At 62.1% G+C, this 23,950-nt stretch carries 19 protein-coding genes; 15 read left to right on the top strand and 4 right to left on the bottom strand.

The genetic code is table 11. The annotated features are described in order from the left end of the window. Positions 1–54: 54 nt before the first annotated feature. Positions 55–3,918, bottom strand: a complete 3,864-nt coding sequence (locus NKJ17_RS02440; protein WP_352686775.1) for a peptidoglycan-binding protein — start codon at positions 3,916–3,918, stop codon at positions 55–57. A 551-nt stretch (positions 3,919–4,469) separates the two neighbouring features. Between NKJ17_RS02440 and NKJ17_RS02435 the strand changes: the two genes are divergently transcribed. From NKJ17_RS02435 to NKJ17_RS02400, 8 genes are all read left to right on the top strand, one after another. Then, positions 4,470–4,931, top strand: a complete 462-nt coding sequence (locus tag NKJ17_RS02435) for a MerR family transcriptional regulator (RefSeq protein ID WP_352506231.1) — start codon at positions 4,470–4,472, stop codon at positions 4,929–4,931. A 248-nt stretch (positions 4,932–5,179) separates the two neighbouring features. Beyond that, positions 5,180–6,976 (top strand): acyl-CoA dehydrogenase, encoded by a 1,797-nt coding sequence (locus NKJ17_RS02430; protein ID WP_352686773.1) that lies wholly within the window; start codon positions 5,180–5,182, stop codon positions 6,974–6,976. Between the two features lie 237 nt (positions 6,977–7,213). Continuing rightward, positions 7,214–8,383, top strand: a complete 1,170-nt coding sequence (locus tag NKJ17_RS02425) for an acyl-CoA dehydrogenase family protein (RefSeq protein ID WP_352686770.1) — start codon at positions 7,214–7,216, stop codon at positions 8,381–8,383. An 8-nt stretch (positions 8,384–8,391) separates the two neighbouring features. Next, positions 8,392–8,847 (top strand): OsmC family protein, encoded by a 456-nt coding sequence (locus NKJ17_RS02420; RefSeq protein WP_254816313.1) that lies wholly within the window; start codon positions 8,392–8,394, stop codon positions 8,845–8,847. Positions 8,848–8,864: 17 nt separating this feature from the next. Then, entirely contained in the window at positions 8,865–10,073 is a 1,209-nt protein-coding gene (locus tag NKJ17_RS02415; RefSeq protein ID WP_352686767.1) for an acetyl-CoA C-acetyltransferase, read from the top strand. Positions 10,074–10,085: 12 nt separating this feature from the next. After that, positions 10,086–12,305, top strand: coding sequence for a 3-hydroxyacyl-CoA dehydrogenase NAD-binding domain-containing protein (locus tag NKJ17_RS02410; protein ID WP_352686765.1), 2,220 nt, complete (start codon positions 10,086–10,088; stop codon positions 12,303–12,305). An 81-nt stretch (positions 12,306–12,386) separates the two neighbouring features. Then, the gene (locus NKJ17_RS02405; protein ID WP_352686762.1) at positions 12,387–13,031 is read left to right on the top strand and encodes a S24 family peptidase; all 645 of its coding nucleotides are present in this window, start codon (positions 12,387–12,389) and stop codon (positions 13,029–13,031) included. Between the two features lie 11 nt (positions 13,032–13,042). Then, positions 13,043–13,882: a thermonuclease family protein gene (locus tag NKJ17_RS02400; RefSeq protein ID WP_352686759.1), complete on the top strand. Its 840-nt coding sequence runs from the start codon at positions 13,043–13,045 to the stop codon at positions 13,880–13,882. Here the strand turns inward: NKJ17_RS02400 and NKJ17_RS02395 are convergent. Further along, on the bottom strand, positions 13,845–15,500 hold the full coding sequence (locus NKJ17_RS02395) for a lysine--tRNA ligase (RefSeq protein WP_352506178.1): 1,656 nt from the start codon (positions 15,498–15,500) through the stop codon (positions 13,845–13,847). The two genes, NKJ17_RS02400 and NKJ17_RS02395, sit on opposite strands and share 38 nt — an antisense overlap. 248 nt (positions 15,501–15,748) lie before the next feature. On the opposite strand from NKJ17_RS02395, the gene NKJ17_RS02390 reads away from it, so the two are divergent. Continuing rightward, positions 15,749–16,159, top strand: coding sequence for a tellurite resistance TerB family protein (locus NKJ17_RS02390; protein ID WP_352506179.1), 411 nt, complete (start codon positions 15,749–15,751; stop codon positions 16,157–16,159). Positions 16,160–16,167: 8 nt separating this feature from the next. Here the strand turns inward: NKJ17_RS02390 and NKJ17_RS02385 are convergent, their stop codons facing one another. Continuing rightward, complete coding sequence (locus NKJ17_RS02385) at positions 16,168–17,019, bottom strand: ABC transporter substrate-binding protein (RefSeq protein ID WP_352686756.1); 852 nt, start codon at positions 17,017–17,019, stop codon at positions 16,168–16,170. Between the two features lie 270 nt (positions 17,020–17,289). Between NKJ17_RS02385 and NKJ17_RS02380 the strand changes: the two genes are divergently transcribed. The 3 genes from NKJ17_RS02380 to NKJ17_RS02370 all read left to right on the top strand — a co-directional run bounded on the left by NKJ17_RS02380 (position 17,290) and on the right by NKJ17_RS02370 (position 19,522). After that, positions 17,290–18,021 (top strand): helix-turn-helix transcriptional regulator, encoded by a 732-nt coding sequence (locus NKJ17_RS02380; RefSeq protein WP_352686753.1) that lies wholly within the window; start codon positions 17,290–17,292, stop codon positions 18,019–18,021. A 97-nt stretch (positions 18,022–18,118) separates the two neighbouring features. After that, complete coding sequence (locus tag NKJ17_RS02375; RefSeq protein WP_023677342.1) at positions 18,119–18,757, top strand: acyl-homoserine-lactone synthase; 639 nt, start codon at positions 18,119–18,121, stop codon at positions 18,755–18,757. Positions 18,758–18,772: 15 nt separating this feature from the next. Then, positions 18,773–19,522: an enoyl-CoA hydratase-related protein gene (locus NKJ17_RS02370; RefSeq protein ID WP_352506182.1), complete on the top strand. Its 750-nt coding sequence runs from the start codon at positions 18,773–18,775 to the stop codon at positions 19,520–19,522. A 24-nt stretch (positions 19,523–19,546) separates the two neighbouring features. On the opposite strand, the gene ppk2 is transcribed toward NKJ17_RS02370, so the two are convergent. Beyond that, positions 19,547–20,449 (bottom strand): polyphosphate kinase 2, encoded by a 903-nt coding sequence (ppk2, locus tag NKJ17_RS02365; RefSeq protein WP_352506183.1) that lies wholly within the window; start codon positions 20,447–20,449, stop codon positions 19,547–19,549. Positions 20,450–20,662: 213 nt separating this feature from the next. On the opposite strand from ppk2, the gene NKJ17_RS02360 reads away from it, so the two are divergent. The 3 genes from NKJ17_RS02360 (at position 20,663) to NKJ17_RS02350 (ending at position 23,896) form a co-directional block, all read left to right on the top strand. Further along, positions 20,663–21,928 carry a sensor histidine kinase gene (locus NKJ17_RS02360; protein ID WP_352506184.1) on the top strand — a complete coding sequence of 422 codons (1,266 nt, stop codon included), beginning with the start codon at positions 20,663–20,665 and terminating at the stop codon, positions 21,926–21,928. A 117-nt stretch (positions 21,929–22,045) separates the two neighbouring features. Beyond that, a complete protein-coding gene (gene phoU, locus NKJ17_RS02355) occupies positions 22,046–22,771 on the top strand; it encodes a phosphate signaling complex protein PhoU (RefSeq protein ID WP_352506185.1) in 726 nt (241 codons plus the stop codon). Between the two features lie 117 nt (positions 22,772–22,888). Beyond that, positions 22,889–23,896 carry a magnesium and cobalt transport protein CorA gene (locus tag NKJ17_RS02350; protein ID WP_023677347.1) on the top strand — a complete coding sequence of 336 codons (1,008 nt, stop codon included), beginning with the start codon at positions 22,889–22,891 and terminating at the stop codon, positions 23,894–23,896. Positions 23,897–23,950: the final 54 nt, after the last annotated feature.

Here is a 23,950-nt window from a genome sequence, read left to right as displayed (position 1 = left end):
TCAGTTAACAGGCAAATCTGTGGCAAGGGCGTCGCGGAAACGACGCATCCGCCGTTATTTACGCGCGAGCAGCGCCTTGACCAGCTTTTCGTCGATCGCGCCGGTTGCCCTCATATCGTTGTCGGCCTGGAAGGCCATGATTGCGTTCTTGGTTTTCAGGCCCATCATGCCGTCGGGATTGCCGGCCTCGTAGCCGTTCTTGTTGAGAATGCGCTGGATGTTCTGGACCGCTTTCTTCATATCGATGCCGGCGGTGGTCTGCGGTGTGCCGTCCTGCCACGATTCAGGAATGTCGGCCGAATTGGCGGCTGGATCGAGCGGCTTGGCTTTCCACAGTTCAGCCGCGGCCCGCGCACGCTCCAACTGCTCGGGCCTCAGCGCCTTGGCGATCTCGTCGCGCTTGGCCGCTGCATCCTTGTCGCCGGTCTTGGCGACGAGCGCGAACCATTTATAGCTCTCCTCGAGATTCTGCTTCATGCCGACACCCTTCGCCGCGAGGATGCCGAGGTTGAACTGGCTGTCCTTGACGCCGAGATCCGCCGCCGCCTGGAACCAGCGTGCTGCCGATTCGTTGTCGGTCACGCCGTCCGCCGCCATCGCAAACAGCACAGCAAGATTGTGCATTGCGCTGGCATTGCCCTGCTCTGCGGCAAGCTGGTACCAGGTCTTCGCTTTCTTGATGTCGCGTGCGACGCCGATGCCCTTCTCGTAGAAATTGCCGATGCGGTATTCTGCCGGTGCGAAACCGAGGTCGGCAGCTTTCTCATACCATTTGGCCGCCGCCGCCACGTCTTCCTTGACACTGCGCGACTCGGCGTAGCGCGAGCCGATCTCGAACAGCGCCTTGGCGTCGCCGCCGGCCGCTGCGTCGCGCAGGGCGGCCGGACCGGCATCGGCCGGAACTTCGATCTTGGCAACGCCTGCCGGGGCAGCATCCGCCGGCGGCACAGTGCCGGTCCTGTCCTCCGTCGCAGCGGTGGCTATAGCAGGCGCGGCGGCCAATGGCGCGGCGTCGCTGGCCGTCGCCGCTGCCGGCGCGGGCACTGCGGCCGTGGTGTCTGGCGCCGCCAGGTCAGCAGACGCCGCGGAGGCCGAGGGCGCCGTCGATGCCTCGGCTGCCGATGTGGCGGGGCCGGTTTGCGCCGCAGTGTCGTCCTTGGTCATCGATGCGGATGGCTCGGCCTGCCTGACGGTGGGCGACGGCTCGCTCTCCTGTGTTGTTGTCTGCGCGTCCGCCTTCGGCTCGCTGGCAACGCTGGCTGAGGCGGTTTCCACCGGCTGAACGGCCACGGCCGGCGCCGCCTCATTGTCGGCGACTTCGACCGGGTCGGAGAAGAAGGCTTTGCCCAGTTGCAGGCCGGCAAGCGCCAGCATGATGGCGATTGCCCCCATCAGGATCGGCTTGCGCCGCGCCTTGAGCAGGTCGCCGATCCTGAGTGCCTTGACCGGGCCTTTCATCGTCGACTGGCGCTTGAGGGCGTCCGCCTCGGCGGCCGCCGCTTGCGCGGCCCTTCTGGCTGCCGCGATGAAGTCCGATTTCGCCGCCTCGGCGCTGCCTTCCCTGGCCGGCTGCCCGCGCTCGTCGCGCACGCGCTTCATGATGGCACTGAGGTCGGGTGCGCCGGAGCCGGGTTCCAGTGGCCGGTTGGCGAGCTTGGGGTCGAGGGGCTCGTCGAGATCGACGCTCGGTATCTCGGCGCTCGGCGCCGAGCCTGCAAGCGGCGGCGTCTCAGCCTCCTTCTTGCCCTTCAAGGCGCGCGCCAGCCCGCCTAACATCGATTTCCTGCCGCCGCCTTGTTCGTTCTTTTCACGTGTCGTGTCTGAACCGAGAGCCGCCAGTGCGGCTGCGGCGGCGGCCTCGGCCGGCGTTCGCGGACCTGGCTCTCCGCGCACCAGCGCCGCGGCGCGGCCGTCGAGATCGGCCATGTTGCCCGTCAACGGCAGCGGCTGGTCGAGGTCCATCGACGGTGCATCCTGCACCGAGATCTTGGATGCCCGCCCGGAGCGCTTACTCAACTCCGCGCTTGCCGGTTCGCCGGTCTCCAGTGAACCAAGCCTGTCAACGATCTTGAGCAGCGTATCGTGGATAGCCTCGAACGTCCTCGAATTGCGCTCGTCCGAACGGCGCGTCAGCGCCTCGAGCGTCTTCAGGTCCTGGGCGAGGCCGGTAACGGCCGCCGTGTTGGCGCTTGATCCGGCCAGCGAGCGGACGGCACTCTCGGCCGCCTCGCGCGCCGCGCCGAGGATGGAATCGCGGGTTCCGGCCAGCGATTTCTCGATTTCGTTGAGACGCGGGCTGATGTCGTCGAATTCCGGCAGCGGCGTGCCGGGCTTGGAAAGGTGCGCCGTCAGGCCGGCGACCTGCGCTTCGAGGCTGCGGATCAAAGCCGGGTCGATGCTGGCGACTTGTGCGGCGGACGAATCCAGCCGGCTTGAGATGTCTTCGAGCCGGCTCTCCAGGCCGCGGATCGCCGCCTCGTTGGCGGGATCTGGAACGCGTGTCTCCATCCGCTTGGCCAGTGCGGTGAAGCGGGCGTCGATGGCATCCATGATGTCGGCGTTGTCGACCTGCGGCATGCGCTGGTCCAGCCTGTCGGCGACCTCGTCCAACCGGCGCTCGAGGTCGCGAAACAGCATGTTGCCTTGTTCGATGGCGTCGCCCTGGCGACGTTCCATCATGCTGGACAGCACGTCGAAGCGCTGTTCGAGCCCCTGGAAGATGTAATCGGCGTCGGGCATGGCCGGTGCGTGGTCGATCTTGTCGGAGATAAGCGCGATTTGCCTGGCAAGGCGTTCCATCGCCTGTTCCGGCAGATTGGCTCGGCCGGCCAGTTCATCCACGCGGCTCGACAATGTGTTGAGACGGTCGATGACCTCCCGGCCCGGACGGTCCTGCGACACTTCTTCGATTTGCTGGGCCAGTGAATCGATCCGCTTCTCGATGCGTTCGAAGGGCTCGGGGTCGAACGAATTGGCTTGCGCGGCAACCGTCGAGGCGACGATCGCGCGGGAAATCTCGTCGAGCCGCTCGTCGATCTGGCTGAATGTGTCGCTGCCGCGATTGTCCTGCTGGCGGGCGAAATGGTCGACCGCTCCGGCAAGCGTGCGGACCTTTTCTTCGAGCGAGCGCAGCGACAGCGATTCCGGGAGATTGCTGACGGCATTGCTGATCTGTTCGAGCCGCTCCGTCAGCGCCGACAGGCCGGGCGCGTCGGAGCGCTTGCGCTGATCGGCGTCGACGCGGTCCTCGAAGGCATTCCAGCGCCGGTCGAATTCGTCCCAGCGGCGGCCGACCGCCTGCACGCTCTCCTCGCGCGCTAGCGTATCGAGCGCGGCCTTCACCTGCTCAAGCTCGAGCCGCAGCATATTTACGCTTCTGTCGTCGCTTTTTTCGGCCAGTGTCTGGATGGCGCCGGAAAGCCGCTCGAACTCGACACCGAGTTCGGCGCTGCCTTTGCCGCCGCCATTTGACTGGAAGGCTCGCTCAATATTCTTGCGCAGTACGTCGAACTCGCGTTGCAGGCCGGAGGTCATCTGCTGGCGCAGCTCTTCGCGCAGGCCGCGCAATTCCCCGGCGATCTTGCCGGCTAAGGCGACGCCGTCCTCCTGACCGCGCACCCGGTCGATATCGCGGGCGATCGCCTGGTAGTTCTGGTCGAAGGCCGCTGCTGGACCTTTCGGCCGCTGCGCCTCGCGTGGGTCTTCATACCGGCGCTGCTGGCCATAGGGTTGAGCGCTGGGATAGCGCGGTTCTGCCGCTGGTCGGCGCGGATCGGGGTGGCTTGTCGTCTCCTCGCGCGTTCGCTCCAGCCGCTGCTCCAGAGTTTCCAGGGAGCGGTTGAGCTCTTCAAGCGTCGTGTGCGGCCGGCGTTGCCTGCCGGCGTTGAGTGTATCGAGGTAGGACCGCTTGCTGTTCATCAATGCGCCCGTTTCAGAATTGCTGGCTTTCACCAGGTTCCCAAAGTCCTGCCGGGACGAAGGCGACTGCTTGGCTTGTTGCAGTGGAAGACGAGCTTCCCGGGTCTCATCCGCGCTCCGAAAACCGTGAAAAATTCAATACAGGATAGACACGGGTAACCGACATGCGCACATTTCGCCCCAACGTGGTAAACAACGCGTTAACCAAGCTTAAGAAGTTGCAACTTTGTCGGCTGGCTGCGGACGGTGCCGGGTGTCTTCTATTGGACGCACAAAAGACGCCGTGGAAGTTTGATCAGCCGCATGATCGCTCCCGAAATCGCAACGACTTTTTAGGTTATCCGCCGGCACTGTGGCATAAAGTTCCAAGCCTAGAACGCTCTTGCGTGGTAAGGCGGCTATCGATATAGAATTGACGTAAACGTAAATGAGCGGATTACGCCGTTTGCGATTTGTTTGTTGAAACCACGAGTGGAAGCACGCCCCCGCTTTCACTCAGGCGACGCAAGGTCCGCGACCGCGACGCCACCAGACGGGGAAAGCCAGTGACCATGAAACTTATTTCGCCCGGTCAAGCCGCGGCCAACACCAACGATATGTCGAGCGAAACCGGTGAAGAGCTTGTCCGTATCGGCGAAATGGCCAAGAAATACGGAGTGACGCTGCGTACGCTGCGTTTCTATGAGGACAAGGGTCTACTCAACCCGCAGCGCGACGGCTCGACCCGCCTCTATACGCGCCGCGACAGGGCCCGGCTGAAGCTGATCCTGCTTGGCCGCAAGGTCGGATTCTCGCTGCGTGACGTCAAGCAGATGATGGACCTCTACGATCCGAACGGCTCCAACACAAAGCAATTGCGGCTGGCGCTCGACAAGTCGGAGAAGCAGCTTGCCCGTCTGCAGAAGCAGCGGGCGCTGATCGACGATGCCATCAGCGAACTGAGTGCTTCGATGTTGACCGTCCGGCAAATGCTGATCGAGCGCTCGACGCCGCAGGCCAGCGTGGCGAGCTAAACTAAGCTTTCGATTTCCGACGGATAAGAGCCGCGCGGCCTTCGCTGCGGGGTTCTTCGTCGTTTGCCGTCCTTCGCCGTTTGCGGTCTTGGCGCGCGGGAGAAAATTCGTCGCACCGCAGAATTGACGTTTACGCAAACGTCAACATTTGCTATCTCCGACCCGTCATACTGGCCCGCCTGCTATCCTCATACACTGGTACACTGGGGCTGATTTCGGGGCCAAGACCGCATGGTGGAGGAAAACGCATGCCGATCTACAAGGCGCCGATCCGCGACACGCTGTTCGTGCTGAACGAAGTGCTGGGGTATCAGCGCTATTCCAATCTTCCCGGATTTTCCGACGCCACGCCGGATGTGCTCGAGGCCATCCTTGCCGAAGGGGCGAAACTCGCTGAAAACGTGATGCAGCCGCTGAACCGTGTCGGCGACACGGAAGGTTGCGTGCGCCATGACGACGGTTCGGTAACGACGCCGAAAGGCTTCAAGGAGGCCTTCGACCAGTATCGCGAAGGCGGCTGGATGGGGCTCGCCGCACCTGTCGAGTTTGGCGGGCAAGGCTTGCCCTACGCGGTGCACACCGCGGTTGCCGAATACATGGTGTCGGCCAATATGTCGCTGATGATGTATGCGGGCCTGACGCAAGGCGCGATCGCTGCGATCATCACCCATGGCACCAAAGAGCAGAAGGCAACATGGTTGCCGAAGCTGGTCGAGGGCGCCTGGACCGGCACCATGAATCTGACCGAGCCGCACTGCGGAACCGATCTTGGCCTGCTGCGCACCAAGGCCGTCCCAAATGGCGACGGCACCTACAGGATATCCGGCCAGAAGATCTTCATCTCGGCCGGCGAGCATGACATGTCGGACAATATCGTCCACCTGGTGCTGGCCCGTATCGAGGGCGCGCCGGATGGCGTGAAGGGCATCTCCCTGTTCATCGTGCCGAAGTTCAAGCTCGATGCCTCAGGCAATCCGGGCGAGAAGAACACCGTCTCCTGTGGCTCGATCGAGGAGAAGATGGGTATCCATGGCAACTCGACCTGCGTCATGAATTACGACCACGCTGAAGGCACGCTGCTCGGCGAGGCCAATGGCGGGCTGAAAGCAATGTTCACCATGATGAATGAGGCGCGGCTTGGCGTCGGCCTGCAGGGGCTCTCGCTATCGGAGGTCGCCTATCAGAATGCGGCTTCCTACGCCAAGGACCGTCTGCAGGGGCGCTCGCTGTCAGGACCGAAGGCGCCGGACAGGAAGGCCGATCCGATCATCGTTCATCCGGACATCCGCCGCAGCCTGATGACCATGAAGGCATTCAACGAGGCCGGCCGCGCGCTGGCGCTGTGGACGGCGATCAAGTCCGACATCGCTCACCGCTCCGGTGACGACAAAGATCGCCAGGTCGCAGACGACTATACCGGCCTGATGACGCCGGTGGTCAAAGGCGTGCTCACCGACAAGGGTTTCGATCACGCGGTAATGGCGCAGCAGGTGTTCGGCGGCCACGGCTATATAGAAGAACACGGCATGAGCCAGTTCGTCCGCGATGCCCGCATCGCCATGATCTATGAGGGTGCCAACGGCATCCAGGCGCTCGACCTCGTCGGCCGCAAGCTGGCCTTGAATGGCGGCCGCGCGGTCCAGGTCTTCTTTAGGGAAGTCGGAGAGTTCTGCGAGGAGAACCGCACCGACGAGAAGATGGCGCCCTTCACCAAGGCGCTTAAAAAGGGCCTCGACGATCTGCAGGCGGCGACGATGTGGCTGGTGCAGAACGGCATAGCCAAGCCCGACAATGCGGGTGCCGCCTCGACCGACTACATGCATCTCTTCGGCCTGGTGGCGCTGGGCTATATGTGGGCCCGGATGGCCAAGGTGGCCGCAGCGAAATTGGCTGATGGCCCCGACGGCGCTTCGTCTTTCTACGACAACAAGCTGGTGACGGCGCGCTTCTTCGTAGAGCGGATCATGCCGGAGACGTCGGCGCATCTTGCCCGCATCTCCAGCGGTGCCGACACATTGATGGCACTGCCGGCGGAAGCGTTCTAGCTTCGGCGTTCCCCTGCCCCTCGAGGGAGGGTGGCCCGAAGGGCCGGGAGGGGTTCTGCGTGCAGTGCGCCGACCTCCATTCTGGTGCATGCCTTGGAGGAAAATGATCGCAATGCCGTGGCACATGGCGCAGATTGTAAAAGATAAGGTCGAGCAAGTCATCGGCGACCCCACCCGGCCGCTTCGCGGCCACCCTCGTCTCGAGGAGGAGGGGGACGTCGGCGCGAGGGAGAAACCATGACCAACCCCGCCGAAATCCTGGGCCTTCCCAAGCCCGCCTGGGCGGCGGACGAGGTCGGCATGCTTTACGACATGGCGCACCGCTTTATGTCGGAAGAGATCGCGCCGCGTTACGACGAGTTCGAGAAGAACGAGATGGTCGACCGCGAAAGCTGGCAGAAGGCGGGTGCTGCCGGACTGCTGTGCGCCTCGATGCCGGAGGAATATGGCGGATCGGGCGGCACCTTCGCGCATGAGAGCGCCATCATCGAGGCGATCGGCCATGTCGGCGTCGACGGGTTCGGCATTGGCCTGCACAATTCGATCGTTGCCCCCTATATCCTCCACTACGGCTCGGAGGAGCAGAAGAAGAAGTGGCTGCCGAGGCTGGCGACCGGCGAGCTGATCGGCGCCATCGCCATGACTGAGCCGGGTGCGGGCTCAGACCTGCAGGGCATCAAGATGCGCGCCGAAAAGGACGGCAACCGGTACAAGCTCAACGGCTCGAAGACTTTTATCACCAACGGCCAGCTCGCCAATTTCATCATCGTCGTTGCCAAGACCGATCCTGAGAAGGGCGCCAAGGGCATCTCGCTGATCGTCGTCGAGACTGACGAGGTGGAGGGTTTCGAGCGCGGCCGTAACCTCGACAAGATCGGCCTCAAAGCCAACGACACGTCGGAACTGTTCTTCAACGACGTGCGTGTGCCGACCTCGAACCTGCTCGGCAATGACGAAGGCCAGGGCTTCGTCCAGTTGATGCAACAATTGCCGCAGGAGCGGCTGCAGATCGGCACCACTGCTATTGCCATGGTCGAGCGGGCTCTGGCGCTTACCATCGACTACGTCAAGGAGCGTAAGGCGTTCGGCGAGGCCATCATCGAATTCCAGAACACCCAGTTCAAGCTTGCCGAATTGAAGACCGAGGCGACCATCGGCCGCGTCTTCTATAATGACTGCGTTGCCCGCCATATTAACGGTGGCCTCGACCCGGTGACGGCTTCGATGGCCAAATACTGGCTGTCAGACCTGCAAGGAAAAGTCGTCGACGAATGCCTTCAATTGCATGGCGGCTATGGCTACATGAATGAATATCCGATCGCCCGCATGTTCCGCGATGCCCGCGTCCAGCGCATCTACGGCGGCACCAACGAGATCATGAAATTGCTGATCGGGCGGAGCCTTTAGGAGGTCGCATGTCGAAGCATTTTGCTGGGCTTCGCTGGAAGTCGGGGGCACGGGAGGATTTCCTTTCCGGCCGCTATTCCCGGGTCCATGAACTTCATTTTGATGGTGGCGCGGTCATCTCCGCTTCCGCATCGCCGTCGATTGTGCCGGCACCTTTTAGCGATGCAACGATCGTCGATCCGGAAGAACTGTTCGTCGCGTCGCTTTCTTCTTGCCACATGCTCTGGTTCTTGGATCTGGCAAAACGCGCTAAGCTCAATGTCCGATCTTATCACGACGAAGCCGAAGGCCTGATGGCCAAGAATGCTGAAGGGCGCACAGCCATCACACATGTCACCCTTCGGCCGCTCGTCGAATGCGACGCAGATGCGGCTATGATCGAGAGCATTCATCACAAGGCGCACGACGCCTGTTTCATCGCCAATTCGGTGCGGACCGAAGTGGTGGTCGAGCCCCGATTTTAGATCACAGGAGATCACCAATGGCCGAAGCTTACGTCTATGATGCCGTGCGCACGCCGCGCGGCAGGGGCAAGAAGGATGGCTCGCTGCACGAGGTGCCGGCGGTGCGGCTTGGCGCCAAGGTGCTCGAGGCCATCCGCGACCGCAATGGGCTGGACACTAGCACCGTCGACGACATCATCTTCGGCTGCGTCGATCCGGTTGGCGAGGCGGGTGCGGTCATTCCACGCGCCGCCGCTTTCGAAGCCGGCTACGACACCAAGGCGCCCGGCATGCAGATATCGCGCTTCTGCGCCTCGGGCCTGGACGCGGTCAATTTCGGGGCCGCCAAGATCGCGCAAGGCGCCGACGAGATCGTCATTGCCGGTGGCGTCGAATCAATGTCGCGCGTCGGCATGGGCGCCTCCGGCGGCGCCTGGTTCATGGATCCCTCGGTCGGCCTGCCCGGCTGGTTCGTGCCGCAAGGCATATCGGCCGACCTGATCGCCACCAAATACGGATTTTCGCGCGACGATGTCGATGCCTACGCGGTCGAAAGCCAGAAGCGTGCCGCCAAGGCGTGGGGCGAGGGCCGCTTCAAGAATTCGGTGATCTCGGTCAAGGACCAGAACGGCCTGACCATCCTCGACCACGACGAGCACATGCGGCCTTCGACCGACATGCAGTCGCTGGCCGCGCTCAACCCGTCCTTCGTCATGCCCGGCGAAATGGGCGGCTTCGACGCCGTCGCCGTGCAGAAGCATCCCGAGGTGGAAGAGGTCAATCACGTCCACCATGCCGGCAATTCCTCCGGCATTGTCGACGGGGCGGCGGCCGTGCTGCTCGGCTCGAAAAAGGCGGGAAAGACGCTCGGCCTCAAGCCGCGCGCGCGCATCCGTGCGTTCGCCAATATCGGCTCCGAACCGGTGCTGATGCTGACCGGCCCGGTCGACGTCACCGAGAAGCTGTTGAAGCGGGCGAAGATGAAGCTGCAGGACATCGACTTGTTCGAACTCAACGAGGCCTTCGCTTCGGTGGTGCTGCGCTACATGCAGGCTTTCGACATTCCGCATGACCGGATCAACGTCAATGGTGGGGCCATCGCCATGGGCCATCCGCTCGGCGCCACCGGTGCGATGATCTTCGGTACGGTGCTGGACGAATTGGAACGCCGCGACCTCAACACCGCGCTGGTGACGCTTTGCATCGGCGCCGGCATGGGCACTGCAACGATCATCGAACGCGTCTGACGGAGAGAGACGATGAGCTACACCAATTTCACCCTCGACATCGACGCCGACGGCATTGCGCTGGTCACCTGGAACATGCCGGACCGTTCGATGAACGTCTTCACCGAGGAGGTGATGCGCGAACTGAACGCCATCGTCGACAAAGTGGCAAGCGATGCAGTGATAAAGGGCGCGGTGATCACCTCCGGCAAGGATACGTTCTCGGGCGGCGCCGACATCACCATGCTGCAGAAGATGCTGGCGACCTTCGCCGCCGACAAAGCGAAGGACCCGGAGAAGGCGACCAAGGCGCTGTTCGACAAGGCGGGCGCTATGAATGGCCTGTTCCGTAAACTGGAAACCTCGGGCAAGGCGTGGGTTTCGGCGATCAACGGCACCTGCATGGGCGGCGCGTTCGAATTGTCGCTCGCCTGCCATGGCCGTGTCGCGGCCGATTCCGACCAGGTGAGGATGGCGCTTCCGGAAGTGAAGATCGGCATTTTTCCAGGCGCCGGCGGCACCCAGCGCGTGCCGCGGCTGACCGACCAGCAGCAGGCGCTGCAAATGCTGACGTCCGGCCAGACGCTGTCGCCGCAGAAGGCCAAGTCAATGGGCTTGATCCATGAGATTGCCGAGGCGGACAAGCTGGTCGAAACTGCCAAGGCGATGATCAAGAACGGCTTGAAACCGGTGGCGCCATGGGATGAAAAGGGCTTCAAGCTGCCCGGCGCTCCGATCTATTCGGTGGCAGGTGCCAATCTGTGGCCGCCGGCTATCGCCATTCTGCGCCGCGAGACCTATGGCAATTATCCCGCTGCCGCCGCCATCCTGAAATGCGTCTACGAGGGCCTGCTGGTGCCGTTCGATACCGCCTTGCGGATCGAGCAACGCTACTTCACCGGGGTCATGCAGACCAGGGAAGCGGCGGCGATGATCCGCTCATTGTTCGTGTCGCTGCAAGAACTGAACAAGGGCGCTCGCCGCCCAGCTGGTGTGCCGGAAACGACGTTCAAGAAAATCGGCGTGCTCGGCGCCGGCTTCATGGGCGCCGGGATCGCCTATGTAACGGCCAAGGCTGGCATTCCGGTGGTGCTGCTCGACCGCGACATGGAGTCCGCCGCCAAGGGCAAGGCGCATTCCGAAACCCTGATCTCGGATCAGGTGAAGAAGGGCCGTGCCAAGCCGCAGGACAAGGATCGGTTGCTGTCGCTGATCACACCAACGGCCGATTACGCTGATCTTGCCGGCTGCGATCTTGTGGTCGAGGCGGTGTTCGAGGACTCGGCCGTCAAGAAGGATGCCACCGAACAGGCCGAGGCTGTACTCAAGCCGTCGGCGATCTTCGCCTCGAATACGTCGACCATACCGATTACATCGCTGGCCAGGAATTCGGCGCGGCCGAAGAATTTCATCGGCATCCACTTCTTCTCGCCGGTCGACAAGATGATGTTGGTCGAGATCATCCTCGGCAAGAAAACCGGCGACAAGGCGCTGGCCACCGCGATCGACTTTGTCCGCGCCATCAAGAAGACGCCGATCGTCGTCAACGATACGCGCGGTTTTTACGTCAATCGCTGCGTACTGCGCTACATGTCGGAAGCCTACAAGATGCTGATCGAAGGTGTTCCGGCGCCGATGATCGAGAATGCGGCGAAAGCCGCTGGCATGCCGGTCGGTCCTCTGGCGTTGACCGACGAGACGGCGATCGACCTTGCCCAGAAGATCATGAAGCAGACCATGCGCGACCTCGGCGACAAGGCGGTCGATCCGAAGCAGATGGCGCTGATCAACACGATGGTCGACACGCATGGTCGCTTGGGCCGTAAGAACAGCAAGGGCTTCTATGACTATCCGGCAAAACCGGCGAAGAAGAAGCTGTGGCCAGGCCTCAGGGACCTCTACCCGCAGCTGTCGCCGGAGCAGGTCGACTATGAGGAACTGAAGCAGCGGCTGCTGGTCACCATCGCGCTTGAGGCGGTACGGGCGATGGAAGAGGGCATCGTTACCGACCCACGCGAGGCCGATGTCGGCTCGATCCTGGCCTTCGGCTTCGCACCCTATACAGGCGGTGCACTGTCCTACATCGACGGCATCGGCGCGAAGAAATTCGTCAAACTCGCCAAGCGCCTGCAGAAGAAATACGGCGCCGAGTTCAAGGCGCCGAAGCTGCTGCTCGACATGGCCGAGAAGGGCGAGACCTTCTACGAGCACTTCGATCCCTATACCAGGAACGAGGCCAAGGAGGCGGCCTGACGCCGTCTCCGGCGGTGGACAAGATGGCGGCCAAGGGGTAGAACAGCGAAGGTATTTTTTCCTGTTTCGAAGGAGAGCAAGGTGCTCTCGCACGACCGCGTTTGGGCCGCCATCGACGCTCTTGCCGAGCGTTATTCGCTTTCGGCCTCCGGACTGGCCAGGCGCGCTGGCCTCGACTCGACCGCCTTCAACAAATCGAAGCGGCTGTCCTCAGATGGGCGGCCGCGCTGGCCGTCTACCGAATCGCTGGCCAAGATCATCGAGGCGACCGGCGCCTCGCTGGATGAATTTGCAGAACTGGTCGAAGGCCGGGGTAATTCCGGCGCACTGCCCGTGCAGAAATCGTCGGTGCCGCTGCTTGGCTTCGCCCAGGCGGGCGCCGGTGGCTTATTCGACGATGCCGGGTTTCCGGCGGGGCAGGGATGGGACCTGATCGAATTGCCGGCACGGGCAACCGAAACCTCCTATGCGTTGAAGGTCCAAGGCGATTCCATGCTGCCGCTCTACCGCAATGGCGATGTCCTCATCGTCGAGCCGGGAGCTACCACACGAAAGGGCGATCGCGTCGTCGTCAAGACCAATGCCGGCGAGGTGATGGCCAAGGTGCTCGACCGCCAGACACCGAAGTCGATCGCGCTGGTCTCCCTCAATCCCGATCACCCGGACCGCGACATCCCCATGCGCGATGTCGAATGGGTGGCGCGGATTGTCTGGGCAAGCCAGTAGGCGCGGGGCCGGTGCGTCTGCCTCACCTTGCCTTGGCTGTTCTGGCGATCCCGGCAATCGCCACGGCAATTGTCGCCGGCGGCCGCGCCGTCCAGAGCGAAAGCGGCGGCCCCTGGGAACAAATCCAGGTCGGCGCTGAACCGCAGCCCGCCGCGCCGGCTACGTCGGCCATCCCGAAACCAGTGCCGGCCAAGCAGGCGGCGCATTCGAGGGCAATCGATCCAGAAATCGTGGTGCCGCCGCAGCTCGGTTCCAACGAGCTTGAACGGATAGAGCCGCGCGCCCCGTTGAGCGATCTAGCATTGGCCGGACCGCCCAAGCCGCCAAAAACGAAAATGCCCGACGACTGGAAAGGCACGAAACTATTCCAGCCCGTCGCGTCGGCCGCCGGGGTCATCGAAGCAAAGGGGTATTCGATTGCGGTTTCCGGTATCGACATCGTCAAGCAGGAGGAGACTTGCACCGACGGCGGCGAGTCCTGGAATTGCGGCATTCGGGCGCGAACGGCCTTCCGCGCCTTTCTCCGCAGTCGTGCTGTGGTCTGTGCCGTGCCGCCCGAAGGCGGTCGTGATCTGATCGCCGCCGAGTGCCGGATCGGCAATCAGGATATCGGCCAATGGCTGGTCGAAAATGGCTGGGCGCGCGCCGCCAAGGGCGGCCCTTACGTAGAAGCCGGCGAGAAGGCGCGTGCAGCAAAAAAAGGCGTCTTCGGGCCGGCGCCGAGCGTTTCAGGCCTGCCGCCGCTCCCGGCTGCTGCGTCGCGATCCGCGCCTGTAGCGCCTAGCTCGATCCTGGAGGAGCAGGACGGCGCCCTCATGCCGCCAGCTGACCAGCCAGCGCCCGCTGAATGAGCTCACGCGTTTCGGCGATGCCGTAGAGGGCGGCGAAGGAGCCGAAGCGCGGCCCGCGTTCCTGACCTATCAGCACCTGATAGATCATCTGGAAGAAGGCGACGGAGACACCGGGTCCGCCCTCCGGGCTCTGCTTGGAATGATCCTGGTAGCGCTCGATCTTGCGCGCAACATTGAGGGCAGCGTTCTGGATCGCCTCGCTGTCGGCATTAGCCGGCAGCGCGGCGAGCGCTTCCGAAAGCTTGGTCAGCGCCTCGCGCTCGACCGCGTCGGCAGCACGGTACACTTTCGCCGGCTTCACGAAATCGTCGAAATAGCGGATGGCATATTCGGCCAGCCGGTCGAGCTCGGGATGGGTCGTCGGCGTCACACCCGGCGCGTGGCGCGAAATGAAACCCCACAGCACGTCCCTGTTCTGCGCATTCGAGGCGCTGACCAGGTTGAGCAGCAGCGAGAACGGAACCGGCAGGTCGACTGCCGGGGGATTGCCGTCATGCATGTGCCAGACCGGATTGCCCAGCCGCTCCTTCCAGTCCTGCCTCTGATAGGCAGAGAGGAACGTATAATACTCGTCCACTGCCTTCGGGATAACGTCGAAATAAAGCTTCTTCGCGGTTCGCGGGCGCTGGAACATATAAAGGCTAAGACTCTCGGTCGGCGCGTAAGTTAGCCACTCGTCGATGGTTAGCCCATTGCCCTTCGACTTCGAGATCTTCTGGCCGTGCTCATCGAGGAACAGCTCATAATTGAAGCCCTCCGGCGCCGGAGCATCGAGCGCGCGGCAAATCTGCCCGGCGAGCTTGACGGAATCGATCAGATCCTTGCCGGACATCTCGTAATCGACGCCGAGTGCTGCCCAGCGCATCGCCCAATCGGGCTTCCATTGCAGCTTGGCATGACCGCCGGTCACCGGCGTCTCGAAGCGCTCGCCGGTGTCCGGATCGCGCCACACTATGGTGCCGGCGTCGAGCTTGCGCTCGTCGATCGCGACTTGCATGACGATCCCGGTTTTGGGATGGATCGGCAGGAAGGGCGAATAACTCAGCGCCCGTTCCTCGCGCAGCGACGGCAGCATAATTGCCATCACCTTATCAAAGCGCTCGAGCATCTTGAGCAGCGTCGCGTCGAAGCGGCCGGAAGTATAATAGTCGGTCGAGGAAGCGAATTCGTAATCGAAGCCGAAACGGTCGAGGAAAGCGCGCAGCCGTGCGTTATTGGCGGCGCCGAACGACGGATACTCATTGGAGAAAGGGTCCGGTATCCTGGTCAGCGGCTTGCCGAGATAGGCGCGCAGCATGTCCTTGTTAGGCACATTGTCCGGCACCTTGCGCAATCCGTCCATGTCGTCGGAGAAGCACAGCAGTCGCGTCTTGACCTTGTCTTCAGTCAGCACGCGGAAGGCGTGGCGCACCATAGATGTGCGCGCCACCTCGCCGAAGGTGCCGATATGCGGCAGGCCGGACGGGCCGTAGCCGGTCTCAAACAGCACCGTTTCCGGGTAGCCACCGATCGCGTAGCGAGCGACGATCTTTTTCGCTTCCTCGAATGGCCACGCCTTGCTTTCGGCGGCGGCGGTAAGGACTTCCGGGCTGAGATCGATCGGCTGTTGTTCGACCATGATGCTATTCCTGCAACTTGCCGGCATCCATGCCGGCAGCCGCATGCTCTAGACCATGATCCCGAAAAGTGGAACCCGGTTTCAGGGCAGGACCGCGATCAGGCAAGAAGATTAAGAGCTCCCGTCCCAATTTAGTCGGGATGGATCAAGTTCCAAGGCGTGACCGGAGCGCCAACGATGGCGGCTGTTTTTCCTTGCGGCGCTGGTCTCTCGTTCCTAACTTCGGGACCCATCTCAAGGAGTTGTAAATGCCATTGTCGCCACACGAAGCCATGATCTACCTGATGGTCATCACTTCGGCGTCGGACCGCGACATGACCGACATCGAACTGGCGCGGATCGGCGACGTCGTTCGATCCTGGCCGGTGTTTGAGGATTTCAATCAGGAGCGGCTGGTCGATGTCGCTCAGGCCTGCCAGGAAATGCTGCAGGAGAAGGACGGGCTGGAGGGCGTCCTGGCGCGTGTCGCCGAGGCGCTTCCGGAACGCTTGCGTGACACTGCCTATGCCGCCGCCTTCGAGGTTGCGGCCGTCGATCTCGAAATGCGCCTGGAGGAGGTGCGCGTGCTGCAGCTCGTCCGCCGGGAACTCGATCTCGATGCGCTGACGGTCGCCGCCATCGCGCGAGCCGCCAAGGCGCGCCTTCGCACGCTGACCTGAGCCGGCAGTCAGAAAAAGCTGACCGGAAAATAGCGAAGATAGAACTCGGCGAACGTACCTTTCACCGAAATTTCCTGCAGCGCGTAGTCGAATGCGGCCGCCAGTGCCGGATCGTCGGCCCTGGTGGCGATCGCCATGCCCGAGCCAAGGTATTCGGGCGCCAGATAGGGGCCGCCGGCAAAGCGGCAACAGCCAGCCGCATCGGAGCCGCCGAGCCAGAAGGCGAAACGCATGCCGTCGCCGAAGGCGGCGTCGATCTTGCCGGCTTTCAGCCTGCCATAAAGCTCCTCCGGCTTTGCGAAGGGGACGATTTGGACGTCGCCGAAATAAGTGCGCAGCATCCGCTCATGCGCGGAATCGGCTATCACGCCGACACGTTTGCTGCGCAGCCTGTCGAACATTGGTTCGGTCAGCGCCTGTGTCTTCAGCATGATGAAGCGTGCCGGAAATTGCAGGTAGGGGCGTGAGAATGCGTATTTCGACCGCGACTCCGGCCTCGCGGCGATGCCGGCAATGATCGCTTCGCCTTCGCCTTTCCCGAGCGCACCTTCGAGCTCGGCCCAGGGCAGCGCCTGGATCTGGCATTTTTCGGCAATGCCGAGCTCGGCGCAGATGGCGCGCGCCAGGTCGACATGGAAGCCCGACAGCCGGCCTGCCCCATCGAGGAAATTGAACGGCGGGAAATCCGTGGTGGTCAGGAATCGCAGCCGCGGCAGCATCGAAAGGTCCGGCTTTGGCAGCCGCTCCTTGGCGTCCCAAAACACCGGCACCTGCGGCTCCGCGGCGAGCGCATCAGCCGCAAGCGATTGCGCTCCGATCAATATCGAAATCAATGAAATGGATATGCGCCGAAACGCCACGCGACGACTCCGTCCGATCTTGCCCGACTTTAGTACGAAGTAACACAGTTTTTTGTACGAAAATAACGCATGCACAACGGTTTTTGGTTTCATCGTGACGATTTAGGGATATTGTTTAGTGAGTTTGCAAATGACTGTGTGATGCCGGCTGAAGAGGAGCGGTAGGGCGCACAAAGGGAGCAGCTTTGCAGTCCGGGGTTGATGGCGTGGTGCGGGTTGATCACTGCCATTGGCCTCAAGAGCGGAAGGCAACATGGGGTAGATGTTGCGATGGGTCATTTCGATCGTACCCTGGAACTGATAGATCAGTTGCAGCACGCCGGCACAGCGGCCACCGTCTGCGAAAAGCTGCTGGGGGTAACAAGCGGGTTCGGGCTGACGGCGCTGATGGCCGGGACGGTTCCGCAACCCGGCACGCCGAGAAATCGGCAAAAGGACCATGTGCTGCTTTGCGACTGGCCGGCTGAATGGCTTGAGCGCTACGTTGCGCGCAACTACGTCGATCACGATCCAGTCGTCAGCCACATGAAGCAGCTTCAAGCGCCATTCCAGTGGCGGGAAGCGTCTCAGGGCATCCCTATCGGCAAGAGCGGCGGCGATGTCATGGGTGACGCCGGCGAATTCAAGCTGCGCGACGGGTTGGCCTTCCCGCTGATCACGCTCGATGGCCAGATCGTCATGGTGTCGCTGGGCGGCGAGGCTGTCGAATTGTCGGGCGCCGAATTCGGGCTGGTGTCGCTGGTCTCGACTTATGCGATTGGCCGCGCCATGCAGCTCCACACTATGGCGGGCAAAACCATCGACCATGTCGAATTGACGCCGCGTGAGCGCGAATGCCTGCAATGGGCCGCCGTTGGCAAGTCCGAATGGGAGATTTCACAAATTCTCGGCATTTCGGAACACACGTCAGAGAAACACCTTCTTAACGCCAAAAGCAAACTCGGTGCCGTCAACCGGGTCCAGGCCGTCGCGGAAGCGATAAGGCGCGGCTATATTAACTAGGTCGGCCGCGCCGGCCTAGAAATTCTTGCCTACGCGATCGCGTAATTTTTTCGGGGAAGCACGGCCGTATCTTCCTATTGAAACTAGGAGACGGCAAATGCTTTTTTCCCTCACGACCCAGGAATTGATGGAACGGCCCGACCTCTGGGAGGCAGTTCATCGTTTGCGTTACAGAGTTTTCGTCGAAGAGATGGGATGGACCGATCTGCAGCGCCCCGACGGCCTCGAGATCGATCAATTCGACCACGACGAGGCAGTGCACCAGATCGTCATCCGCAATGGCGAGCTCGCCGGTTACCAGCGGATGTTGCCGACGACTCGGGCACATCTTCTAACCGATGTGCTGGCGGACCTTTATGAGGGAACCCCACCGTCGGGCCCGAATGTCTATGAACTGACCCGCTATGCGGTTGCACCGGGGTTCCGCGACGGCCGGCGCGGCGTGTCGACGGTCGGCACGGAGCTGATCGCCGGCTTCGTCGAGTGGGGTCTGAAGCGCAACGTCAACCAGGTTATCATCGAATTCGAGCCGATGTGGGTGCTTCGCGCGCTGCAGCTGCATTTCCTGGCAACGCCGCTCGGTTACCAGCGTACCTATGGCAACCAGCAGGTGGTTGCCACACTGCTCACCTTCAACGAGCACACGCTCGACGTGGTGCGTTCGCGCCGCAACCACTTTGCGCCGGTGCTGGCCAGAGGGTACCCGGACATGCTCGGACAGAGACGCGCCTCGTGAGATTGGAGAGAGGCCATGAACGTTCATTCAAAAGCAGAATTCCGCAATCACACGCTGATCGTCACGGTATCGTCGGGTGACGGCCGCCCGGTGCTGGACAGGCTGGCCTATGAAAGCCTGGCCAGGACATTCCATGAAGCCGCTGCCGACGACCACGTCCGCGTCGTGGTCCTGCGCGGTCTGGCCGGGTGCTTCTGCCTCGGCGCCGATTTCTCCGAATTTCTCGACGCCACCAAACATCGGCGACTGATCGACGCCGTTACCGATATGTTTCGCACGCTGGCGACATTCCCGAAACCGGTCCTTGCCTGTGTCGACGGCGACGCCGTCGGCGTCGGCTGCACCATCCTGTTCCACTGCGACATGGTGATCGCCTCGAGCAAGAGCACGTTTCGGGTGCCGTTCGTCGATTTCGGCTTGGTGCCGGACGCGGCGACCAGCATCCTGGCGCCGCAGAAGCTCGGCTATGCCGGGGCGTTCCGCTTCTTCTGCCTGGGCGACACGCTCGCCGCCGAAGATGCCAGGGCACTGGGCCTTGTCGGCGAGATCGTGACGGACGCCAGCGTCGAGGAAGCCACGTTGGCAAGAGCCAGGCAACTCGCCAAGAAGCCTGTCGCGGCGCTGCAGCAGACGCGCGACCTGCTTAGGGGCGACACCGGCGCGCTCTGCGACCGCATCGACCAGGAGATCTCCCTTTTCCAGCAGGCGCTGCAGGACGACACTACGCTGAAGCGACTGCAGCGGATTGCCCGGCTGGCGGCATGACAGCCGCGTATCGATGAGGTGAGCTTATTTTTCGAGGAAAGTCGGCCCTTCGCCGATGATCTTCTTGTCCACCTTACCGATGACGTCGAGATCGCGGCCGTCATAGGGAAGCGACAGGAGAATGCGCTGCATGACGGCCAGCCGCGCGCGCCGCTTGTCGTTCGCCCGCACAATGATCCAGGGCGCGAACTCCTTGTGCGTGCGTTCCACCATCAGGTCGCGCGCCTTGGTGTAGTCGTCCCATTTGGTGATGCCGGCGATGTCGATCGGCGAAAACTTCCAGCTCTTCAGCGGGCTCCAGCGACGGTCGTGGAACCGCTCGAGCTGTGTTTCCCGGCCGATGTTCAGCCAGAATTTGAAGAAATGGATGCCTTCGTTGCGGATCATCCGCTCGAAATGCGGAACCTCGTCCAGAAATTGCTCGTGCTGCTCGGGCGTGCAGAATCCCATCACCGGTTCAACACCGGCGCGGTTGTACCAGGAGCGGTCGAAGGTGACGAATTCGCCCGACGTCGGGAAGTGGTCGACGTAACGCTGGAAGTACCATTGTCCAAGCTCGGTGGGTGTTGGCTTGGTCAGCGCCACGTTGCGCGCCGTGCGAGGGTTCAGATACTGGCGCAAAACGAAGATCGTGCCGCCCTTGCCGGCAGCGTCGCGCCCCTCAAACAGCGACATTACCCGCTTGCCTGTCGACTGCAGCCACGCCTGCGCCTTGACCAGCTCGATCTGCAGCTTCTCTAACCTCTCGTCATACTCCTCGCCCTTCATTTTCTTGTCGTAAGGGTAGCCGCCGGCGGTGAGCTTGCGGTCCTCGATCCAGTCGGGAAGCGTCGGAGCCTCGATGTCGAACTCCCGCTCCTTGCCGTAGATCATGATCTTCAGCGGCCCCGATGAAGCTGCAGTGGGGCTTTCTTTGGCGTTTTTCATCGAGACGAACCTTTCCAGCCTCCGGACTCATGCTATTGGAAGCCTTACGGCATCGGCCCGAAAATCGGAATCGATTTTCGGAAAGAACGATGCAGCAGATAATGCGGTAGAGCGTCCTTTGTGCGCCCAATTGGACGCACGGCGCTCTAGCGTCGGTCCAGCAGGAAGTTATTGAGCGTTGGCCGCACACGGAGCGCAGGCGACGGAGCGCAAATGGCCGATATCGGCACAGAGCGGAAAGGCAGGGCGCAAGCCGTCGCCATGCGGCTGTGGAACAGCCGCTGGCTGCTAGCGGCCGGCTTCGTTGCGGTTCTGATCGTTTATGGTTTTGCCGGCATGTCTGGCTATGTGGTGCTGCTGGCAGGCGCCGTGCTGGTTGCCGCGGCGATACTGCCGGCCGGCGTCGCCCGTCAATCGACCGAAAATGCCGCGGCCGTCGAGGCGAGCGGCTTGCAACAACTTTCCGGCGAATATCTCGCGGCAGCGGTTGCCGATCCGCTGATCATTTTCGATCGTTCCGCCGCCATCGTCCATGCCAACGCCGCCGCCTTTGCAGCCTTTGGCGGGATTGCCCCCGGCATGTCGCTGTCGCTGAAATTCCGCGCGCCCGAAATGCAGTCCTTGCTGGATAATATTTTGGCAGGCAACGTCGCATCGGACAGCGTCGACTACATAGAAAGGCTGCCGGTCGAACGAGCCTATCGGGTGAGCGCGTCTTCTGTCGGTCACGCCACGGATCTCTACGTGCTGGTGTTTAAGGACCAGAGCGAAGCGCGCCGGATCGACAGAATGCGCGCCGACTTCATTGCCAACGCCAGCCACGAGCTGCGCACGCCTCTCGCCTCGATTGCCGGCTTCATCGAGACGCTGCGCGGGCCGGCCCGCAACGACCCTGCGGCACGCGAGCAGTTCCTGCAGATCATGCAGAACCAGACCAGCCGCATGGCGCGCCTCATCGACGACCTTCTGTCGCTGTCACGGCTGGAGATGAAGCCCTATCTCAAGCTGGGAACCGAGGTCGATCTGCGCCAGGCCATCGACAGCGTAATCGATTCGCTTGGGCCGCTCGCAAAGGAAAACGGCGTCGTCATCGAGCGTGATTTCGCGGAAGGACCGCTCGCCGTGCCCGGCGATCGGGACGAGCTTTTCCAGGTCTTCGAAAACCTGCTGGAAAACGCCTGCAAATATGGTCAGTCGGGCGGACGCGTCGTGGTGTCGATCACGCGCAGCGACAGCGATACCGAACCGGGGATCGACGTCACTATCAGGGATTTCGGCCCCGGCATTCCCGAAGAACACATCCCGCGCATCACCGAACGCTTCTACCGCGTCGACGTCGAGAACAGCCGGACCCAGAAGGGCACCGGCCTTGGCCTATCCATCGTCAAGCATATCCTGACCCGGCACAACGCCAGGCTCTCCATCTGGTCGGAAGTCGGCAAGGGTGCGGCGTTCACCGTCCATTTGCCGGCTCGCTGACGCAGTACTATCTCTAGCCCATGATGGGCCGTTTCTTTTTTCTGTCATCCGGCTAGCGTATCAGCGGGGATTCGAGGGAGCGACTCAACCACAAGATCCCGGGAAGGCATTTGGTCCATGCAGTCCGTGCACATCGTCAGCGCCTATGACGAGGAGCTGAAATATCTGTCGAAGCGCATCGCGGCGATGGGCGGGCATGCCGAGCGCATGGTCGAGCAGGCCGTCGCGGCACTGGTCAATGCGGATCCGGGACTTGCCCAGAAAGTCATTCGAGACGACCTGGTTCTGGATGAGGGGCAGCGCGAGATCGACGACAAGGCGATCATCATCATCGCCAAGCGCCAGCCGATGGCGACGGATCTGCGCGAGATCGTCGGTGCGATCCGCATCTCGGCGGACCTCGAACGGGTAGGCGACCTCGGCAAGAACGTCGCCAAGCGAGTGGTTGCTGTCGCTGATGGGCGCCAGCCGAGCAGCCTGTTCCGCGGCCTCGAGGCTTTGGCTAATCTGGCGCTGACACAGCTCAAGGAAGTACTCGACGTCTACGCATCGCGGTCGGTGGAAAAAATCGGTTTCGTGCGCGACCGCGACGACCAGATCGATGCCATGTACACCTCGCTGTTTCGCGAGTTGCTGACTTACATGATGGAAGACCCACGCAACATCACGCCCTGCACGCATCTCCTGTTTTGCGCCAAGAACATCGAGCGCATCGGCGACCACGCCACCAACATCGCCGAGACGATCTACTATATCGTCACCGGGGACCAGATGCCGGCCGATCGTCCGAAGGGCGACAAGACGGACAAGGTTATTCTTCCCGCAACGCAACCAGCGAAATGAGTGTCTCTCGATACTAATGCGAATTTCGGATTCGCCACCTGACAGAAAATTGCGCTAAGCTTTCGACGCGCTGACTTCTCAGTTCCGCGATGAAGGCCCCGCCTCCAGGAGGCTGCGATGGAATATGTCCGCGAGTTTGCTCCTGCGCCGCCGATGTCGGGTATAATCGCTTGCGGCGTCTATACGGCTGGGCGGCGCATCGCCGACATTCCGATCGAGGAAGCCGGCGAATGGGCCGGGAAGCCGGGCCACGTGGTCTGGATCGGACTGCTGGAGCCCGACCGCAATTTGTTACTGCGCGTCCAGGCGCAATTCCATCTGCATGAGCTGGCGATCGAGGACGCCGAGCATCCGCACCAACGGCCGAAGATCGAGCAATATGGCGATGCCCTATTCATCGTTGCCCGCACGGCGCAGTTGATCGACAGCCGTGTCACCTTCGGCGAGACGCATCTGTTCGTCGGCGCCGGCTATATCGTCAGCGTCAGGCATGGCCCCTCGACCTCCTACGCCGCCGTTCGCCAGCACTGGGAAAGCTGTCCGCATTCCCTCGCCAAGGGCGAGGATTTCGTCCTCTACGCCATTCTCGATTTCATCGTCGACAACTACATGCCCGTGCTCGAGCAGATCGAAAACGAGGTCGAGGCGATCGAGGACAAGGTTCTGCTGAAACCGATGACCGGCTCCGATATCGAGCGGCTTTACATGCTGCGCCGCGATCTCTTGCGCCTGCGCAACGCTGCTCTGCCGCTGGTGGAGGTCTGCCGGCGGCTGACCAGCGCCGATCTGCCGCAAATCCACACAGCCATGCACCCGCTGTTTCGCGACGTCACCGACCATATCCGCACTGTCCAGGAAAAGATCGACAGCCTGCGTGAGGTTCTCGCTTTCGCCTTCGAGGCGAGCCTTCTGGTCGGTCAAAGCCAGGAGACGGCGATTTCCAAGAAGCTTGCCTCATGGGCCGCCATCTTGGCCGTGCCCACGGCATTCGCCGGCATTTATGGCATGAATTTCAGCGACATGCCGGAACTGAGGATGGAATATGGCTACCCGGCCGTCCTGGCGGCAATTGCCCTGATCTGCACGTTTCTTTACTGGCGGTTTCGCAAGAATGGGTGGCTGTAAGGGTAAGGGAATAGGCAGTAGCCAGTAGCCAGTAGAGAATAGGCAATACGGGAG

This window comes from Mesorhizobium sp. M0208 (assembly GCF_040322015.1).
Lineage (GTDB): Bacteria > Pseudomonadota > Alphaproteobacteria > Rhizobiales > Rhizobiaceae > Mesorhizobium.
Note: the sequence above shows the minus strand (reverse complement) of the source record. Positions and strands in the feature narration are given on the sequence as shown.

Excerpts from the sequence above, each read along its gene's own strand:
- NKJ17_RS02440 (WP_352686775.1), bottom strand. The coding sequence starts at position 3,918 with ATGAACAGCAAGCGGTCCTACCTCGATACACTCAACGCCGGCAGGCAA.
- NKJ17_RS02435 (WP_352506231.1), top strand. The coding sequence starts at position 4,470 with ATGAAACTTATTTCGCCCGGTCAAGCCGCGGCCAACACCAACGATATG.
- NKJ17_RS02430 (WP_352686773.1), top strand. The coding sequence starts at position 5,180 with ATGCCGATCTACAAGGCGCCGATCCGCGACACGCTGTTCGTGCTGAAC.
- NKJ17_RS02425 (WP_352686770.1), top strand. The coding sequence starts at position 7,214 with ATGACCAACCCCGCCGAAATCCTGGGCCTTCCCAAGCCCGCCTGGGCG.
- NKJ17_RS02420 (WP_254816313.1), top strand. The coding sequence starts at position 8,392 with ATGTCGAAGCATTTTGCTGGGCTTCGCTGGAAGTCGGGGGCACGGGAG.
- NKJ17_RS02415 (WP_352686767.1), top strand. The coding sequence starts at position 8,865 with ATGGCCGAAGCTTACGTCTATGATGCCGTGCGCACGCCGCGCGGCAGG.
- NKJ17_RS02410 (WP_352686765.1), top strand. The coding sequence starts at position 10,086 with ATGAGCTACACCAATTTCACCCTCGACATCGACGCCGACGGCATTGCG.
- NKJ17_RS02395 (WP_352506178.1), bottom strand. The coding sequence starts at position 15,500 with ATGGTCGAACAACAGCCGATCGATCTCAGCCCGGAAGTCCTTACCGCC.
- NKJ17_RS02390 (WP_352506179.1), top strand. The coding sequence starts at position 15,749 with ATGCCATTGTCGCCACACGAAGCCATGATCTACCTGATGGTCATCACT.
- NKJ17_RS02380 (WP_352686753.1), top strand. The coding sequence starts at position 17,290 with ATGGGTCATTTCGATCGTACCCTGGAACTGATAGATCAGTTGCAGCAC.
- NKJ17_RS02375 (WP_023677342.1), top strand. The coding sequence starts at position 18,119 with ATGCTTTTTTCCCTCACGACCCAGGAATTGATGGAACGGCCCGACCTC.
- NKJ17_RS02370 (WP_352506182.1), top strand. The coding sequence starts at position 18,773 with ATGAACGTTCATTCAAAAGCAGAATTCCGCAATCACACGCTGATCGTC.
- ppk2 (WP_352506183.1), bottom strand. The coding sequence starts at position 20,449 with ATGAAAAACGCCAAAGAAAGCCCCACTGCAGCTTCATCGGGGCCGCTG.
- NKJ17_RS02360 (WP_352506184.1), top strand. The coding sequence starts at position 20,663 with ATGGCCGATATCGGCACAGAGCGGAAAGGCAGGGCGCAAGCCGTCGCC.
- phoU (WP_352506185.1), top strand. The coding sequence starts at position 22,046 with ATGCAGTCCGTGCACATCGTCAGCGCCTATGACGAGGAGCTGAAATAT.
- NKJ17_RS02350 (WP_023677347.1), top strand. The coding sequence starts at position 22,889 with ATGGAATATGTCCGCGAGTTTGCTCCTGCGCCGCCGATGTCGGGTATA.